Below are 15766 nucleotides of genomic sequence, written 5' to 3'. Positions count from 1 at the left end.
GGCTTAACGAAGGGGAAACGGCAGCCCCGCCGTCGCAGGCAAGATCAGGAATTGGTGCTCGCGCGCTGCGAAGCGGTCGCCGTCCCGCGCAGGCTCGGCACCACGACCAGGCGGTTGAACTCGCCATTGTCGTAGGCCTTCAGGAAACGGTCATAGTCCTTGATCGAGACGCAGCCGTTGGAATCGCCGCGCGGCCCGAGCAAGTAGTTGTGCGTGAGCAGACCGACGCGGCCAAGCGCACTGGTGCCCTCAGTCGGCGTCATGCGCAGGGCCCGGACGCCGTGGAACAGCTTTTCGCGCGGCTTGAGGTCGTAGGTTGCCGGCGGCGTCGCGCCGACCATCCGCCGGTCGACGTGGTCGGGGTCGTCCATCAGCGCGCCCAGGCCGGAATGGGCCTCCAGCGCCACCCCGCTCGGCAGATAGACCGCCTTGGCCGAGATGTCGTAGACCGCGGTTCGCGAGTCGTAGCCGAGGGAGGCGAGATCCGGCGCCTTTGTCAGAAGCCCGCTATCCGGCGTCAACGAAGCCAGCTTGATCTTGTCGGTGAATCTTTCAAAGAAGTTGCGGTTGTCGGCCCTGGAGCCGGTATCAGCATAGGCTTGGCTGGAGGCGATCTGGGCGGCCAGATCTGCCTGGACCGGACGCGAGCGCGGCATCGGGATGGCGTCGGCGCGGTGCGAGGGCCTCGCCTCTTCGGCTGCGGACTGCTCGTCATCGGTCAGCATCGAGCGCCAGTCGTCGCCCTGAAGCCTCTGGGCGAGCATCGCCTTGGCATCTCGCAGCTTGAGCTGGACCGCATTCACGGCGGAGCGCTCGAACGCCCGCAGGCCGAACTCGCGGGCCGGCGGGCTGCCGGAAGCCGACGCGAAACGGTCCTCGAACGAAGGAGCATTGGCCGGCGGCAACGCGGCAGAGACCAGCGGGGTCGAATCGCCGATATCAGAAATCCACGCGGCGACGCCAAGCGCCAGCGCGACCGCTGCCACAGACAGTAAAATCGTCTCGGCCCGCCCCACACGGCGGCGCGACAACAGCCTCTCGGCGTTTGCTGCGTCGGAAACCATCGGATCCCCAAATCGACCCCGGGGGTGCCCACCCCCACCCGGAGACTCTATACCAGCTACCACATTGGGAGCCAAAAGTTAGGCATAATCGCGGCCGGCAAGCCTCCCAAAGGTATCCAATGACCGATCTCTTCGATCTCAACCGCTTTGTCCGGGCCCAGGACCCGGTCTATCGCGACGTCCAGGCCGAACTGGCCCGGGGTCGAAAGCAGACTCACTGGATGTGGTTCATCTTCCCGCAGGTCGCAGGCCTCGGCTTCAGCGCCATGTCGCAGCGCTATGCCATCGGATCCCGCGCGGAGGCCAAGGCCTATCTCGCCCATCCCGTCCTCGGGGCGCGCCTGATCGAATGCACGAGGCTCGTGCTCGCCGTCGAGGGACGGACCATCAACGCGATCCTGGGCGCGCCGGACGACGCCAAATTCCGCTCGTCGATGACGCTGTTCGGCGCCGTGTCCGACGAGCCGATCTTCGATCAGGCGATTACCCGATATTTTGCGGGTGAACGCGACGGCGCCACGCTTGAGATCCTGTCGCGGCTCGACCGCGCATCCGGCTGAATTGGCCGCCAGGGAGCGTAACCCGAGATTAACACGGGGTATTTATTGTCCGTGCAAATTTAACTCTCGTCGCAAGCCATTGCCGGACAGATCATGAAAATCGGTACGCTCCTGACCAGCGCCATCGTCTCGCTCTCGACCGTGGGCGGCGGCCTTGCCGTCTACGTCGCCGTGACCAAATACCAGACGACGGATCGGATCAGCGAAGCCGAAGGCCGGCTGGCGATTGTCCGCGCCGTCAGCGACATTCCGCGTTACCTCAATCCCGAGCGGGGCTTTTCCACCAACATCCTCTATGGCCCCGCCACTGTCGATCCGGCCCAGCTTGCCGAGCAGGACAGGCTGCGCAAGGCAACCAACGGCGCCCGCGACAGGATGAACGCGCTGCGCAAGGAGTTGCCCGGCCCATTCGACGACGGCAACGCCATCGGCGGCAGCATCGACGCCATCAACTCGAAGTTCACCGGTCTGCGCGAGGCGATCGACAAGGCCATCGCGGGGCCTGCGGACGCGCGCAAGGACGCGGCCCGCAAGGTCGTCGCCGACAATGCCGTGCTCAATGCCGACGTCACCGCGCTACTGAACGAGCAGGTTCGCCGCATGGCGATTCTCAATGGCGATGCCTACCGCCAGGCCAATTACGCCAACATCGCCATGACGCTGCGCGACATCGGCGGCCTCAATGCAAGCGTGCACAAGAACCTCGTCGGCGGCAAGAAGGTCGCAACCGACGCTGAGAAGGCTGACGTCGCCCGTATGCAGGGCCGCAGCGACCAGATCGTGATGGCGCTGATGGAGCTGCGCGGCAATCCGGCGACCCCGGCCAATGTCGGCGCGGCGCTGGAGACGCTGAATTCGCGCTACGTCGAGGAATTCGGCCGCGAGCTCAAGCTGGTCAAGGACGGTGCCGTCAGCGGCAAGTATGAGCACGACGTCGACACCTATTACGCGGCGTCGCAAAAGGGTCTCGGCTCCATCATCGGCGTTCGCGATGCGTTTTACGACAACGCGCACGAGATCCTCGCCGGCGCTTCCTCGGCGGCGCGCACCAGCTTCACGATCGCGCTGGCCGGCCTTCTCGCCGTGCTGATCGCCAGCGCCGGCATGATCGTGATGGTCCGCCGCCGCGTCTGCGCCCCGATCGTCGGCTTGACGACGCGCATGACACAGCTTGCCGATGGCGACGTTGCCGGCGAGATCCCCGGCGCCGAGCGCACCGACGAGATCGGCGCCATGGCGGCGGCGGTTCAGGTCTTCAAGGACAACATGATCCGGGCCGACCGGCTCGCCGCCGAGAAGCAGGCCGAGAACGACGGCAAGATGCGCCGAGCGCAGGCGCTCGACGATCTCACCCGTGCCTTCGAGGCCAAGGTCACCGAGCTCGTCGGCGGACTGTCCCAGGCCTCGGCGACCATGGAAAGCACCGCGCAGTCGATGACCTCGACGGCGGCGCAGACCAACAGCCAGGCCGCGGTGGTCGCCGCCGCCTCCGAACAGACCTCAAGCAACGTGCAGACCGTCGCCAGCGCCACCGAAGAGCTGACCTCCTCGATCGCGGAGATTGGCCGTCAGGTCGCCCAAAGCACCGAGATCGCCGCCCGCGCCGTCGACAACGCCCGCCGCACCGGCGACACCGCCCGCGCGCTCGCCGAGGGCGCCCAGAAGATCGGCGACGTCGTCACGCTGATCCAGAGCATCGCCGAACAGACCAACCTGCTCGCGCTGAACGCGACCATCGAGGCCGCCCGCGCCGGCGATGCCGGCCGCGGCTTTGCCGTGGTCGCCTCCGAAGTGAAGTCGCTGGCCGGCCAGACCGCCAAGGCCACCACCGAGATCTCCGAGCAGATCACGGCGATCCAGACCGCAAGCGACGAGACCGTGGCTGCGATCCGCAACGTCGCCGACGTCATCGGCGAGATCGACCAGATCGGCACCGCGATCGCCGCCGCGATCGAGGAGCAGGGCTCGGCCACCAAGGAGATCGCCCGCAGCGTCCAGGAGGCCGCCCGCGGCACCCAGGAGGTCAACAGCAACATCTCCGGCGTGCAGCGCGCCGCCGACGACGCGGGAGCTGCAGCGAAAGAGGTGCTGGGCGCCGCCGAGCAGCTCTCGACGCAGTCGCGCGATCTCGCCGGACAGTTCGACCGCTTCCTCGGCGAGGTCAGGGCCGCCTAATAAGGCGGTGCCTTCCGCGCCCGCTGCGCTTTCGCTGCCTCGATCCACCACAGGAGATCGTCGGCAAAGCGGGGAAACGAGCGCTCCAGCGCCTTGCCGCCCTCACCGATCGGCTCTGCGTCCGCCGACAATGTCTGCGCGATCGGACCAACGCCGATGGTGCTCGACACCACCACCATGCCCATCTCCGAAAGCGTGCCGTGCCAGGCCGTCGCCGCGCGCGCACCGGACAGTCGGCCGGCGGAATAGCTCACGATCGCGGCCGGACGCCAGAACCACTCTTCGAGGAAGTGGTCGGTGAGATTCTTCAGGCCGGGCTGGATGCCCCAATTGTACTCGCCGGTGACGAAGACGAAGCCATCGGCGCCGCGGATCTGCCCGGCCAGCTTCTCCAGCGCCTCGGGCGCGGCACCCTTGGGATATTCCTTGTACATTCGGTCCAGCATCGGCAGGCCGATCGCCTTGGCGTCGATGAATTCGACCTCCTCACCGCGGCCGCGCAGCCGATCGATGACGAAATTCGCAAGGCGGATGCCCATGCGGTCGGAACGGTAGGAACCGTAGAGAACGAGAATGCGATTGCTCATGGCCGGACGGTAGCACGAAACCGGCGCCCGTCCCTACTCGATTTGTCGGACTATCGTCCGCGACCGCGGCCCAGCGTTTGCGACGGCGACTCGCCGAACTGGACGCGGTAGCTTCTGGAGAAATCGCTGAGATGCCAGAAGCCAAACGCCAGCGCGACCGCCTTGACGCTATCAGCGCCGGCGAGAAGCTGCCGCCGCACCAGCCACAGCCGGCGCAGGCGCAAATAGCGGTGCAGGCTCATGCCCCGATAGCGGCGGACGACATCGTGCATGGTGCGAACGGACAGCCCGAGCTTGCGCGCGATCTCATCGCTGTAGATCGGCTGCGACATATCCTCGGTCAGCAGTGCGCGGATATCCTGGAACATCCTGAAATTCCGCTCGTCGTTGGGGCCGAGGGTCCAGCGGGCCGAGACGACGCTTTCGAAGGCCTCGTCGACGGCTCCGAGCAGGGACTCCTTCATTGCCGCGCCCTTCAACGAAAGCTCCGGTGCCTCGGCCGGGCCGGACGCCTCGGCCAGCACCTCACGAACCACGGTGCGCAGCCGGTGCAAGCCAGCCGCCGAGACTTCGAAAATCTTGAAGCTCGAGAGCGTGGCCGGCCAGCCTCGGTCCCGCACCTCCGGCCTGAAAACCACCGAGGCGATTTGTCGCTGCACTTCCTCAACGGTGGTGTAGGCGGCGCCGCCGCTGCCAATGACCACGACCGGTCGGGCGCGCTGCGAGCCATTGAAGCGAACGGGTACGTCGAGGTCGTCCATCGTGAAGCCGATCGCCGTGCAATTCTCGACCAGCTGCGCATCGACCATTCGCGGAAACGTCTGCGTCAGATTCACGTCGCAGCCGGGCAACGACAGGATTGTCTGCTCAGCCGAAATCCTCCGTACGAAAGGCGTGAATTCGAAATTCAGCCCGCGTATCGCACTTCGAAATTCGTCGACGTCTGCGAAGCGAAATGTTTTGATTGCCAATCTCGGTACATCGTCAATGCTGTTCATGAAAACAGGACACGCAACGTCGCGTGGACGTGCGTCAGGCCGCGGTGCCGGTTCGTTTCCCCCTTCGGTTTTCCGTTGCCCTGAAAGGATCAATCTTAACGTGTCCTGAGCAATTGGCGAGGAGCTCATTGAAAGAACAAGCGGGCCCGTCCTGTCTCGCCGAATTTCGATAGCGTTTCCCGCACCGCCGATGGTGCTCAAATACCCGACCTTCGATATCTAAAATTCAAAATTAACGACTTTGAGGCGCAATACCGGTCGTTTGATCGTCAAAGTTATTTCAATTTTCAGGCCCCTGCCATGACGGCAAATTCGCCTGCTGATGTTCTGGTCGAGTTGGAGGCCGCGGTCGCAACGTGTCCGCAGGACCGCTGCGCTCGCATTCTTTCCGGCATCATGCAGCTGCTCACCGGCAGCCGCGACCGGCCTCAGGAATTGCTCGCGAGTGTGGTCGACGGCGTTCTGCTGCGGCTGACGGAGCGGGTTGAGGCCAATGCGTTGATTGAGCTCAGCACGGCACTCGCGGAGCTCGCGGTGGCTCCGCCGAAGACCGTGCGGCGTCTCGCCTCACACCACGATCCGGAGGTGGCGTGCCCCGTCTTGCTGAGATCGCAGTCACTGTCCACAGCCGAGCTCAAATCGATCGCGGCCTCGAGCGGCGAACGGCAGCAACGCGCGATCGCCGCCCGCGCGCCGATCGATCCGCCGGTGATCGAGACGCTGATCGAAGGCGGCGCCCGCGGCGTTTGTATTGCGCTGATCGCCAATACCGAGGCACGCTTCTCTGACGCCGCCTACGCCGCGCTGGTCGGGAAGTGCCTGACGGATGATGGACTCACGAAGGCGCTGGCACTCAGACCGGACACGCCAGACGCGGTCATGCGGAAGTTGCTGTCGGCCTCACCGGCTCCGAAATCCGGCACAGGGCCGAAGGCGACCGTCTCGCTTCAAGCCGCAGCGGCCGCGCCAATCGTCCCCAAGCTGCCCTGCGCGGCCGCCTATGCAAGCGCGCGGCCGGAGATCGTCGCGCTCAACCGCATCGGCAAGCTCAACGATTCCACGGTCAACCGCTTCGCCATCCGCGGCGAGACCGCCAACCTCGTCACGGCCCTATCGGTGCTTTCGGGGGCTCCCATCGAAATCGTCGAGCATGTCATGACCGACGACGATTGCGAGGGTCTCGTGATGGCCTGCCGTGCCTCGCGGCTGAACTGGCAGACCACGTTGGCCATCTTGGGCAATCGCTGCGGCAGAAGGCTTTCCTTCGCCGAGCGCGAACGCGCGCAGCATATTTTCGAGACACTGCTTCTATCAACAAGCCAGTGGACGGTGCGTTGGGGGGAAATTGCCGCGAACGCCACGGAGAGCAGTCGGGAACATCGCGGCGCAAAGATGGGGATTAGCCGATGAAATTCGACGGTCGCAAAGCCTCTCGCGTGAAAATGGACCACAGGCAGCCGGTCAATCTCATGGGATCGGACGGCACCTGGCGACGCCGTTGCGTATTGCTGGACGTGTCGCAAAGCGGCGCCAAGATCGAGGTCGAGGGCACGCTCGACGTGCTCCAGGCCAAGGAGTTCTTCATGCTGCTGTCGTCGACCGGCCTCGCCTATCGGCGCTGCGAACTGGTCTGGATCGACGGCACCACGGCTGGAGTTCACTTCGTTACGGCTGACGGCAAGAAGAAACCTGCAGGCGCACCAGCGCCTGCGCAGACCGCGGCTCAGAGCAAATAGATTCGAACATTCCACCTGGTGTTTGACATCCATACAGTCGAAAAGTGCAGGTCAGATCGTGCAGCACGCGCCAACCAGATCCGGCCCGGTCAATGGTGAGGGCGGCATCCGTCAGACGCGAACGGATCGCCCCTTCCTGCATGTGCTGGCCGACACGTCCGACAAGCTCTCGGGCGTCTGCTCGATCCTCGAAGAGAAATTCACCATTGCCGGCGAGCGACTCGATGCCGATTCCAGGCTGTCGCAGACGCCGGCCGCCATCGTCATCCGCGCGGAGCTGCGCGACGTCGATAACATCGCCGCGATCAAGAAGCGGGCCGGCAAGCTGGCGAAGGCCAGGAAGCGCATCTTCCTGCTCGAGCACGCCTCCCACGTCTGCATCTCGCAAGCCTATGCGCTCGGGGCGACGCTGGTGCTTCCCGGCACAGTCAGCCGGACCAGGCTGCTGGCGGCGCTGGCCGATCCGGCGGACGGTCCATCCGCTTCGTCAGGCGACACGTCGCAACCGGACAACGCCGTCGAGACCGCCGCGACCGCGATCGCATCGATGTTCACGGCTGTGACCCTGGGCCAACCGCTCGACGTCGACGGCACCAAGGAAGCCGGTCGCCAGATTGCCGACCGCATCATCCAGCATGGCCTGACGGAGTGGCTCATGACGGTACGGCGCCATCACGAAGGAACCTATCAGCATTGCCTGCTCGTGACCGGCGTGGCCATCGACTTCGGACTGAGCCTCGGCGTCGGCAGGGCCGACCTGGAACGTCTCTACTCGGCTGCCATGTTCCACGACATCGGCAAGGCGCAGATACCGCTCGCCATCCTCGACAAGCCCGGCCGCCTCGATGCCGCCGAACGCGCGCTGATCGAAACGCATCCGGCCGCCGGCTACGAGTTTCTCAAGGGGCATGACGGGATCTCGCCGGAGATCCTCGATGCTGTTCGCCATCATCACGAATACCTCGACGGGAGCGGTTATCCCGACGCGCTCTGCGCCGAGAGCATCGGCGACATCGTACGAATTCTGACGATCTCGGACATTTTCGCGGCGCTGATCGAGCACCGGCACTACAAGCCGACCATGCCACGCGCGGAGGCCTACAACATTCTCTGTGGGATGAACGGGAAGCTGGAGAAGGCGCTGGTCCACTCATTCAAGCAGGTCGCGCTCACGCGGTGAGCACGGCAGACCGATCTCGAACGCGGCCTAATGAGTAGCGCGATGGCTGGCGCGGCGCGGGATTGATCGGCAAGCCAGCCCCTCGGCCAGCAGCTTCATGTCCTCGTGCCGGCCGCTGCGTATCAGCCGGCCGAACTCTTCGGGTGTGAAAGGAAGACTTGGATCGTCATCGATCTTGTGCCGGAGTCGCGGACCGAAGAACCGTCGAACCAGGCTAGCCAGCCGCCGCATGTCAATTCCCTCGCGCCAGCAACAAACCTCTCAGTCCGCACATTGTTCCTCCTGCACCTTCGAGATTGCAAGAGGCCGCTTGGGTCTCCGCACCAAAAAATTCCGCCAGAGAATAATCTCCTCCTGTCGTGCTAATCGGCAAAACCCACGTAACGCACGAACTCGTGGTTGTGCTCGCGGTCCGAGCGAACGGCGTTCGCGGCAAAGCTGTCGTCGGGATAGCCCATCGCAACGCAGGTCATGATGACCTCGTCCTCCGGAATCCTGGCGACCTCGCGCACGATGTCGGAACGCATGATGCCCTGTCCGTTGATCACGGAGCCGAGGCCGCGGTCCCATGCCGCGAGCACGATGCCGTAGCAGAGCGCGCCGAGATCGAAATGGCAGACCGCGCCGGGATCAAGCACACGGTCGTAGGTCAGGACCAGCGAGACCGGCGCGTCGAACTGGCGGAAGCCGCGCAACACCCAGTCCTGCCGCATCGGCTTGTCGTCGCGCGCGATTCCCATCGCACCGAACAGCTTTTTGGCGATGTCGACCTGCCGCGTGCGGTGCACACCCTGGTACTCGCCGTGGCTGACGATGTCGCGCTTGACCTTGGCGCCACCGACCATCTCCTCCATGTTGCGGCGGCGCACCTCTTCCAGCGGGCTGCCGGCGAGCACGTGGACATGCCAGGGCTGGGTGTTCATCGACGACGGCGCGCGCTTGGCGCTCTCGATGATCGCCTCGATCACCGCGCGCGGCACCGGCTCGTTCCTGAAGCCGCGCACGCTGCGGCGCGACTGGACCAGCGTTTCGAATTCCACTCTTGAACCTCCCTGCCCGTTCGTCCGGCGTTGCGGCGCCGGTTGCCGACGCCGCGCGCAAAATCTATGCTGGCCCGCAAGCAAGACCAAGAATCCCGGAGGACCCGTCATGGCCGCGCCGCTCGATCCCGTCATCGCCCAGATCATTCCGCTCATGCCGATGCGCGATCCCGCCACGATGACGCCACAGAGCGCCCGCGATTCCTTGCGCGCACTGGCTGCCTCGCGCGCGGCCATACCGCCTCCGCCCGTCGATACCGTGCAGGACATCAAGGTGAAAGGCGGCGCCGGGCCGCTCGATGCACGCGTCTATCGGGTCGGCACCACGCCGGCACCGACCGTGGTGTTCTTCCATGGCGGCGGCTGGGTCGCGGGCGACCTCGAGACCCACGACCGGCAGGCGCGCAACCTTGCGATCGAGACCGACGCGGTGGTCGTCTCCGTCGATTATCGCCGTCCGCCCGAGACGCGCTTTCCCGGCGCCTTCGAGGACGCCTTCGCCGCAGTCGGCGACGTCTTCAACCGCGTCGCGGAATTTGGCGGCGATGCAAGGCGCCTCGGCGTTGCCGGCGACAGCGCCGGCGGCAATCTCGCAGCCACCACCGCGATCGCCTGCCGCGATGCCGGCATCAGGCTCGCCGCGCAAATGCTGGTCTATCCCGTGACCGACGTCCTCGGCGCTTACGCCGATGCGCGCGAGAACGCGCGCTATCCCTCGCGCGCCGAGAATGCCGAAGGCTACTTCCTCACGCGCGCCACGATGGAATGGTTTTGCGGCCACTATCTCGCCGATCCCGGCCATGCCACGGACTGGCGCGTCTCGCCGTTGCGTGCCGCCTCGCTTGCGGGCGTCGCGCCGGCCATCGTGACCACCGCCTGGTTCGATCCCTTGCGCGACGAGGGCGCCGCTTATGCGCGGGCACTGGAAGCCGCCGGCGTCCGCGTCAAGCATCATGAGGGCCCCGGCCTGATCCACGGCTATTTCGGCATGGGCGATACCTCGGACGTCGCACGCGCCGAAGCGCAGCGCGCGCGGGCCGACTTCAAGACGTTGCTCGCGCGAGGCGCCTGAGGAGGTGCTAGCCGCGAGATGCCCGTTGCGCGCCGGTATGCCCCCAGGTTTCGTCCCAGTCCTGACCGGCGGCGTCGACGACGCGGCCGTCGGCTTCGAAGAACTTGTTCGGCACCTGGAAGATCGCCAGGATCAAGGCGCCGTCCGGACACCAGGCGGCGTGACGGCTGCCCGCCTCGCGCCAGATGAATTCGCCGGCCTTGCATGCGATGCCCTCGGCCGGGCCCTCCTTGTCGACGAGCGCGCCTTCGATCACCCAGCTCTGCTCGATGCCGACATGCTCGTGGTCCGGCAGCGCCGATCCCGGCGCAAAGCGCATCAGGGCGGTCATCAGGCCCGTGCGGCGATCGAACAGCAGCGTCTTGGCCTCGCACCCCGGAAAGCGAGTCTTTTGCCAGTCCATGTCTTGGGGCCGAACCAGGTGAGAATGCCGATCGGCGGCAGCCTGGTCTTTCGGGATCACGGCGTCCATCATGATGCTCCCTCTCCATCTCGACCGGACAACGCTAGCAGGATCGCGGGGCCGGGTCAGCGAGCAGTGCAACAAGGATGACGGTCTCCGACCGCGCTGGAAAAAACTGCATGGCGACCGGACGACGTCCGCTCATCCTGCTTGATTGCGCCATGATTCCCGGCTCCAATCCGGCCACCATTTCTGGTTTAGGGAGACACCCATGATGAAGCGGATATTCCTGGCGGCGATCGTTGCCACCTTTGCGGCGGGCTCTGCCTTCGCGCAGGAAACCTGCGAGAGCAAAGCCGTCGGCAAGGACGGCAAGCCGCTTGCCGGCGCCGCCAAGACCTCGTTCCTGAAGAAGTGCAAGGCGGACGCCTGCGCACCCAAGGCGGTCAGCGCCGATGGCAAGCCGCTCGCCGGCGCCGCCAAGAACAGCTTCATGAAGAAGTGCGAGACCGGCGCGTAAGGCGCGCTGCGAATCCGTTGCTCCTTCAGCGAGCAGTTGCTCCACGAACGCGTCATGCCCGGGCTTGTCCCGGGCATCCACGTTCTTGTTTCCGCGCGGCAAAGTACGTGGATGGCCGGGACAGGCCCGGCCATGACGGAAAGAGTCACTCCCGCTTGAAGCGGTAATCGAACGCTCCGTCCAGCGGCTTGATCAGCCCCACCGTCGGCGCTGGAAAATGGATCGGCAGGATCAGCGTGTCGGTGTCGGCAACCGACGCAAAGAATTTTCGCCGCGACACCGCTGATTGTTTTGCATCCCAGTCCGGCTTTGCCGACCAGTCCGGCTCGCGGCACTGGATCTGGTGATGCATGAGATCGCCCGCGACCACGGCGCGCTGGCCTTTGGAGAAGATGTTGACGCAGCAATGGGAGGGCGAATGCCCCGGCGTCGGCGTCAGCGTCACGGTGTCGTCGAGCGCGTAGTCGTCATCCACCAGCAGCGCCTGCCCGGCCTCGACGATCGGCAGGCAATTGTCGCGGAAGACCGTGCCCGGCGGATTGTTGCCCCTGGCATGCTCGGCCTCCCAGGCCGCGTACTCGTCCTTGTGGAAGACGTATTTCGCGTTCGGAAACGTTGGCACCCAGCGGCCGTCGCGCAACGTTGTATTCCAACCGGTGTGGTCGATGTGAAGATGCGTACAGAAGACGTAGTCGATCTGGTCGAAGCCAATGCCGAGCGCGAACAGCTCGTTGCGCCAGCGCTCCTTGCCGGGAAAATCGAAGGGCGCCGGATGTCCTTTCTCCTCGCCGGTGCAGGTGTCCACCAGAATCGTGTAGCGCGGCGTGCGCACCACGAAGGTCTGATAGGTGATCACCATCATGCCGCGCGCAGCGTCGAACACCTCCGGCTCCATCGTCGGCAGGTGGCGGGCGAACACGGCCTCGTCATAAGCCGGGAAAAAATCCTGCGGCCGCCGCCACGGCCCCTCCCGCTCGATCACCGCATCGATGGTGATGTCGCCGATCCGCAACTGCTTCATGGTGTTCGCTCCCTTTTTAGTGAAAGCGTAGCGACCGGACTCGGAGCATTCAAGACAACGCTTGCACGGGGCCGCCATGCGCGGAGTGCCGCAAATCAACCTCAAACACCGGAGATATAGATCGTGGAATGAGGAATGTCCGGTGGGCAGGAAACTGAGAGTGACCGCGGCAATCACGATTGCCGTCGCAGCTGGAATCTACGTCAACAACACAAGCCTTCTGGCACCGCATCAGGGCGGCAAGACAGTCCTGCTCGCCCATCGCGGCATGGCGCAACGCTTCGACGAGCGGGACCTTAAGAACGACACCTGCACCGCCGCGCGGATGCTGCCGCCGGCGCACGACTATCTCGAGAACACGCTGCGCTCGATGAGCGCGAGCTTCGAGGCTGGTGCGGATGTCGTCGAGCTCGACGTGCACCCGACCACCGACGGCGAGTTTGCCGTCTTCCACGACTGGACGCTCGACTGCCGGACCGACGGCAACGGCGTCACCCGCGCGCAGAGCATGGCAAAGCTGAAGACACTCGACATCGGTTACGGCTACACCGCCGACGGCGGCAAGACCTTCCCCTTCCGCGGCAAGGGTGTCGGAATGATGCCGACACTATCGGAAGTGTTCGCCGCCTTCCCCGACAGAAAGCTCCTCATCAACGTGAAGAGCCGCGACCCGGACGAAGGCGAGAGACTTGCCGGCGTGCTGAACGCACTGCCGGCCGAGCGGCGCCGGATGGTCATGGTCTATGGCGGTGACGAGCCCATCGACGAGATCCGTCGTCTCACCCCCGATGTCCGCACGATCTCGCGCAGGGCTATCCGGAGCTGCCTGACCCGCTATATCGGCTATGGCTGGACCGGCCTCGTCCCGGCGGCCTGCCGCAACGCGATGGTGCTGGTGCCGATCAACGCCGCTCCCTGGCTATGGGGCTGGCCCGATCGCTTCCTCGCACGCATGAACGACGTCAACAGCGCGGTGTTCGCGCTCGGTCCCTACAGCGGCGGCGAGTACTCCACCGGCATCGATACGCCGGAAGTGTTCGCGCGGCTTCCCCAAGGCTACTCCGGCGGCATCTGGACCAACGAGATCGAGGCAATCGCCAAGATCGCAGGCAAGAACTGAAGCGGTGAGCTTGACCGCGCGATGTCAACCGGCAAGTCACCCCTCCCGCAGGGAGAAGTGACTGACCGACCGCTAGCACGCGCTAGCTCCGCAATCCCGGCGCCTCCTGCCCCGTGCGCGCGACATATTCCGTGTAGCCACCGCCATACTGGTGGATACCCTCGGGTGTCAGCTCCAGCACCCGGTTCGACAGCGTCGCCAAAAAATGCCGGTCATGCGAGACGAACAGCATGGTGCCCTCGAAATCCGACAGCGCATTGATCAGCATCTCCTTGGTGGCGAGGTCGAGATGGTTGGTCGGCTCGTCCAGCACCAGGAAGTTCGGCGGATCGAACAGCATCTTGGCCATCACGAGGCGCGCCTTCTCGCCGCCGGACAGCACGCGGCAGCGCTTCTCGACGTCGTCGCCGGAGAAGCCGAAGCAGCCGGCGAGCGCGCGCAAGGAGCCCTGCCCGGCGGTCGGAAATGCATATTCGAGTGACTCAAACACCGTCTGCTCGCCGTCGAGCAGGTCCATCGCGTGCTGGGCGAAATAGCCCATCTTGACGCTGCCCCCGAGCGCCACCGTGCCCTGGTCCGGCTCGCTCGCGCCCGCGACCAGCTTGAGCAGCGTCGACTTGCCGGCGCCGTTGACACCCATGACGCACCAGCGCTCCCTGCGGCGGATCATGAAATCGAGGCCATCATAGATGCGCTTGCTGCCATAGCCCTTGTGCACGTTCTTGAGCGCGACGACGTCCTCGCCCGAGCGCGGCGCCGGCAGAAAGTCGAACGCCACGCTCTGGCGGCGGCGCGGCGGCTCGACCCGTTCGATCTTGTCGAGCTTCTTCACCCGGCTCTGCACCTGGGCGGCATGCGAGGCGCGCGCCTTGAAGCGCTCGATGAACTTGATCTCCTTGGCCAGCATGGCCTGCTGGCGCTCGAACTGGGCCTGCTGCTGCTTCTCGTTCTGCGCCCGCTGCTGCTCGTAGAATTCGTAATCGCCGGTATAGGTTGTGAGCGAGCCGGAATCGATCTCGATCACCTTGGAGATGACGCGATTGATGAACTCGCGGTCGTGCGAGGTCATCAGCAGCGTACCTTCGTAGTCGTGCAGGAATTTTTCCAGCCAGATCAGGCTTTCGAGATCGAGATGGTTGCTCGGCTCGTCGAGCAGCATCACGTCGGGACGCATCAGGAGAATACGGGCCAGCGCCACGCGCATCTTCCAGCCGCCGGAGAGTTTTCCGACGTCGCCGTCCATCATCTCCTGGCTGAAACCGAGGCCGGACAGCGCTTCGCGCGCACGGCCATCGAGCGCATAGCCGTCCAACTCCTCGAAACGATGCTGCACCTCGCCGTAGCGCGCGATGATCTCGTCCATCTGGTCGGCCTTGTCGGGATCGGCCATCGCGGCCTCGAGCTCGCGCAGCTCGGCCGCAACCTCGCTGACGGGGCCCGCGCCATCCATCACCTCGGCCACCGCGCTGCGGCCGCTCATCTCGCCGACGTCCTGGTTGAAATAGCCGATGGTGATGCCGCGATCGGTCGAGACCTGCCCCTCGTCGGGCAGCTCCTCGCCGGCGATCATCCGGAACAATGTGGTCTTGCCGGCGCCGTTCGGCCCGACGAGGCCGATCTTCTCGCCCTTATTCAGGGCGGCGGAAGCTTCGATGAACAGGATCTGGTGGCCGGCTTGCTTGCTGACGTTGTCGAGGCGGATCATGAGGTCTTTTGGGGGGATTTTTGCGTTGCAGCGTCATAGGCCATACGGGCTTCCAGGGGAAGCCCGGGACCAGCGCACCACCCGGCCGCAATACAGTCGTTCAAACCGCAGCTTTGGGGATTATAGACCCCGATGACCTACCTCTAGGTGGTCGAACCGCCGCCCGGTATTGATGATCGTCACTTCTTGAGGATGCCCGTATTGGTATTTCCGAGCTGCTGGATGGCAGCGTTGGCGGCCGGCGTGTTGTAAGTCGGTCGAGATCCACCACCGTCCTGATCAGAAGGGGTTGCACCGAGTTTCGCGCCCGTCACTCCCCGATTTTTTGCATTGAGCGTGTTGGGGCCTGGCGAACCGCCAGTTCCGCTGAGCGTCGTCCCATTCGAGAGCGTCGAGCCACCCGCGCCGCTCGAACCAGCTGCGCCCGCGCCGCCGCTGGATGAAGAACCGCCTGAAGAACCTCCCGAGCTTTGCGCCATGGAGAACGAAACGGTGCCCAGAAGAATGGTCACGGCCGCCGCCAGAAGCCTCATTTGTCCTCTCCCTCCATCTGCCAGCCAGCTCCGAAAATCGCTGGGTTCCTCG

Annotated in this window: 16 protein-coding genes; 8 read left to right on the top strand and 8 right to left on the bottom strand. The window is 64.9% G+C overall.

The features are described 5' to 3' along the window. Positions 1-44: 44 nt before the first annotated feature. The gene (locus ACM42_RS25600) at positions 45-1064 is read right to left on the bottom strand and encodes a DUF2778 domain-containing protein (RefSeq protein ID WP_271530483.1); all 1020 of its coding nucleotides are present in this window, start codon (positions 1062-1064) and stop codon (positions 45-47) included. Positions 1065-1183: 119 nt separating this feature from the next. Here ACM42_RS25600 and ACM42_RS25595 point away from each other — a divergent pair, with 119 nt between their 5' ends. Together ACM42_RS25595 and ACM42_RS25590 are read left to right on the top strand one after the other, a co-directional pair. Further along, entirely contained in the window at positions 1184-1624 is a 441-nt protein-coding gene (locus tag ACM42_RS25595; RefSeq protein WP_271530482.1) for a DUF1810 domain-containing protein, read from the top strand. Positions 1625-1717: 93 nt separating this feature from the next. Beyond that, positions 1718-3799: a methyl-accepting chemotaxis protein gene (locus tag ACM42_RS25590; protein ID WP_271530481.1), complete on the top strand. Its 2082-nt coding sequence runs from the start codon at positions 1718-1720 to the stop codon at positions 3797-3799. Here the strand turns inward: ACM42_RS25590 and ACM42_RS25585 are convergent. Further along, positions 3796-4386 carry an NADPH-dependent FMN reductase gene (locus ACM42_RS25585; protein WP_271530480.1) on the bottom strand — a complete coding sequence of 197 codons (591 nt, stop codon included), beginning with the start codon at positions 4384-4386 and terminating at the stop codon, positions 3796-3798. The genes ACM42_RS25590 and ACM42_RS25585 overlap by 4 nt on opposite strands. Before the next feature lie 50 nt (positions 4387-4436). Next, positions 4437-5384, bottom strand: coding sequence for an AraC family transcriptional regulator (locus tag ACM42_RS25580; RefSeq protein ID WP_271530733.1), 948 nt, complete (start codon positions 5382-5384; stop codon positions 4437-4439). 300 nt (positions 5385-5684) lie between these two features. Between ACM42_RS25580 and ACM42_RS25575 the strand changes: the two genes are divergently transcribed. From ACM42_RS25575 to ACM42_RS25565, 3 genes are read left to right on the top strand one after another with little or no spacing between them, the layout of a single operon-like run. After that, a complete protein-coding gene (locus ACM42_RS25575) occupies positions 5685-6794 on the top strand; it encodes a DUF2336 domain-containing protein (protein WP_271530479.1) in 1110 nt (369 codons plus the stop codon). After that, on the top strand, positions 6791-7120 hold the full coding sequence (locus tag ACM42_RS25570) for a PilZ domain-containing protein (RefSeq protein WP_271530478.1): 330 nt from the start codon (positions 6791-6793) through the stop codon (positions 7118-7120). The genes ACM42_RS25575 and ACM42_RS25570 overlap by 4 nt, the downstream gene beginning before the upstream one ends. 58 nt (positions 7121-7178) lie before the next feature. After that, a complete protein-coding gene (locus tag ACM42_RS25565) occupies positions 7179-8300 on the top strand; it encodes an HD-GYP domain-containing protein (protein WP_271530477.1) in 1122 nt (373 codons plus the stop codon). 362 nt (positions 8301-8662) lie between these two features. Here ACM42_RS25565 and ACM42_RS25560 read toward each other — a convergent pair whose 3' ends face one another. Beyond that, entirely contained in the window at positions 8663-9340 is a 678-nt protein-coding gene (locus ACM42_RS25560; RefSeq protein ID WP_271530476.1) for a nitroreductase, read from the bottom strand. A gap of 109 nt (positions 9341-9449) precedes the next feature. Between ACM42_RS25560 and ACM42_RS25555 the strand changes: the two genes are divergently transcribed. Further along, a complete protein-coding gene (locus ACM42_RS25555; protein WP_271530475.1) occupies positions 9450-10412 on the top strand; it encodes an alpha/beta hydrolase in 963 nt (320 codons plus the stop codon). 7 nt (positions 10413-10419) lie between these two features. Here the strand turns inward: ACM42_RS25555 and ACM42_RS25550 are convergent, their stop codons facing one another. Further along, a complete protein-coding gene (locus tag ACM42_RS25550; protein ID WP_271530732.1) occupies positions 10420-10884 on the bottom strand; it encodes a cupin domain-containing protein in 465 nt (154 codons plus the stop codon). A gap of 202 nt (positions 10885-11086) precedes the next feature. Here ACM42_RS25550 and ACM42_RS25545 point away from each other — a divergent pair, with 202 nt between their 5' ends. Beyond that, on the top strand, positions 11087-11335 hold the full coding sequence (locus tag ACM42_RS25545; protein ID WP_049820148.1) for a hypothetical protein: 249 nt from the start codon (positions 11087-11089) through the stop codon (positions 11333-11335). Positions 11336-11480: 145 nt separating this feature from the next. Here ACM42_RS25545 and ACM42_RS25540 read toward each other — a convergent pair whose 3' ends face one another. Then, positions 11481-12356 (bottom strand): MBL fold metallo-hydrolase, encoded by an 876-nt coding sequence (locus ACM42_RS25540; protein WP_271530474.1) that lies wholly within the window; start codon positions 12354-12356, stop codon positions 11481-11483. Positions 12357-12498: 142 nt separating this feature from the next. On the opposite strand from ACM42_RS25540, the gene ACM42_RS25535 reads away from it, so the two are divergent. Continuing rightward, positions 12499-13476 (top strand): glycerophosphodiester phosphodiesterase family protein, encoded by a 978-nt coding sequence (locus ACM42_RS25535; RefSeq protein WP_271530473.1) that lies wholly within the window; start codon positions 12499-12501, stop codon positions 13474-13476. An 82-nt stretch (positions 13477-13558) separates the two neighbouring features. On the opposite strand, the gene ACM42_RS25530 is transcribed toward ACM42_RS25535, so the two are convergent. Beyond that, positions 13559-15181 carry an ABC-F family ATP-binding cassette domain-containing protein gene (locus tag ACM42_RS25530; protein WP_271530472.1) on the bottom strand — a complete coding sequence of 541 codons (1623 nt, stop codon included), beginning with the start codon at positions 15179-15181 and terminating at the stop codon, positions 13559-13561. A gap of 179 nt (positions 15182-15360) precedes the next feature. Beyond that, positions 15361-15714 (bottom strand): hypothetical protein, encoded by a 354-nt coding sequence (locus ACM42_RS25525; RefSeq protein WP_271530471.1) that lies wholly within the window; start codon positions 15712-15714, stop codon positions 15361-15363. Positions 15715-15766: the final 52 nt, after the last annotated feature.

The organism is Bradyrhizobium sp. CCBAU 25338 (assembly GCF_028128965.1).
Taxonomy (GTDB): domain Bacteria; phylum Pseudomonadota; class Alphaproteobacteria; order Rhizobiales; family Xanthobacteraceae; genus Bradyrhizobium; species Bradyrhizobium liaoningense.
This window is presented reverse-complemented; position numbering and strand designations above follow the sequence as displayed.

What these genes read in the sequence shown, in the direction of transcription:
- ACM42_RS25575 (WP_271530479.1), top strand. Translation starts at nt 5,685, where the DNA reads ATGACGGCAAATTCGCCTGCTGATGTTCTGGTCGAGTTGGAGGCCGCG.
- ACM42_RS25545 (WP_049820148.1), top strand. Translation starts at nt 11,087, where the DNA reads ATGATGAAGCGGATATTCCTGGCGGCGATCGTTGCCACCTTTGCGGCG.
- ACM42_RS25595 (WP_271530482.1), top strand. Translation starts at nt 1,184, where the DNA reads ATGACCGATCTCTTCGATCTCAACCGCTTTGTCCGGGCCCAGGACCCG.
- ACM42_RS25525 (WP_271530471.1), bottom strand. Translation starts at nt 15,714, where the DNA reads ATGAGGCTTCTGGCGGCGGCCGTGACCATTCTTCTGGGCACCGTTTCG.
- ACM42_RS25600 (WP_271530483.1), bottom strand. Translation starts at nt 1,064, where the DNA reads ATGGTTTCCGACGCAGCAAACGCCGAGAGGCTGTTGTCGCGCCGCCGT.
- ACM42_RS25530 (WP_271530472.1), bottom strand. Translation starts at nt 15,181, where the DNA reads ATGATCCGCCTCGACAACGTCAGCAAGCAAGCCGGCCACCAGATCCTG.
- ACM42_RS25580 (WP_271530733.1), bottom strand. Translation starts at nt 5,384, where the DNA reads ATGAACAGCATTGACGATGTACCGAGATTGGCAATCAAAACATTTCGC.
- ACM42_RS25585 (WP_271530480.1), bottom strand. Translation starts at nt 4,386, where the DNA reads ATGAGCAATCGCATTCTCGTTCTCTACGGTTCCTACCGTTCCGACCGC.
- ACM42_RS25570 (WP_271530478.1), top strand. Translation starts at nt 6,791, where the DNA reads ATGAAATTCGACGGTCGCAAAGCCTCTCGCGTGAAAATGGACCACAGG.
- ACM42_RS25590 (WP_271530481.1), top strand. Translation starts at nt 1,718, where the DNA reads ATGAAAATCGGTACGCTCCTGACCAGCGCCATCGTCTCGCTCTCGACC.
- ACM42_RS25550 (WP_271530732.1), bottom strand. Translation starts at nt 10,884, where the DNA reads ATGGACGCCGTGATCCCGAAAGACCAGGCTGCCGCCGATCGGCATTCT.
- ACM42_RS25540 (WP_271530474.1), bottom strand. Translation starts at nt 12,356, where the DNA reads ATGAAGCAGTTGCGGATCGGCGACATCACCATCGATGCGGTGATCGAG.
- ACM42_RS25555 (WP_271530475.1), top strand. Translation starts at nt 9,450, where the DNA reads ATGGCCGCGCCGCTCGATCCCGTCATCGCCCAGATCATTCCGCTCATG.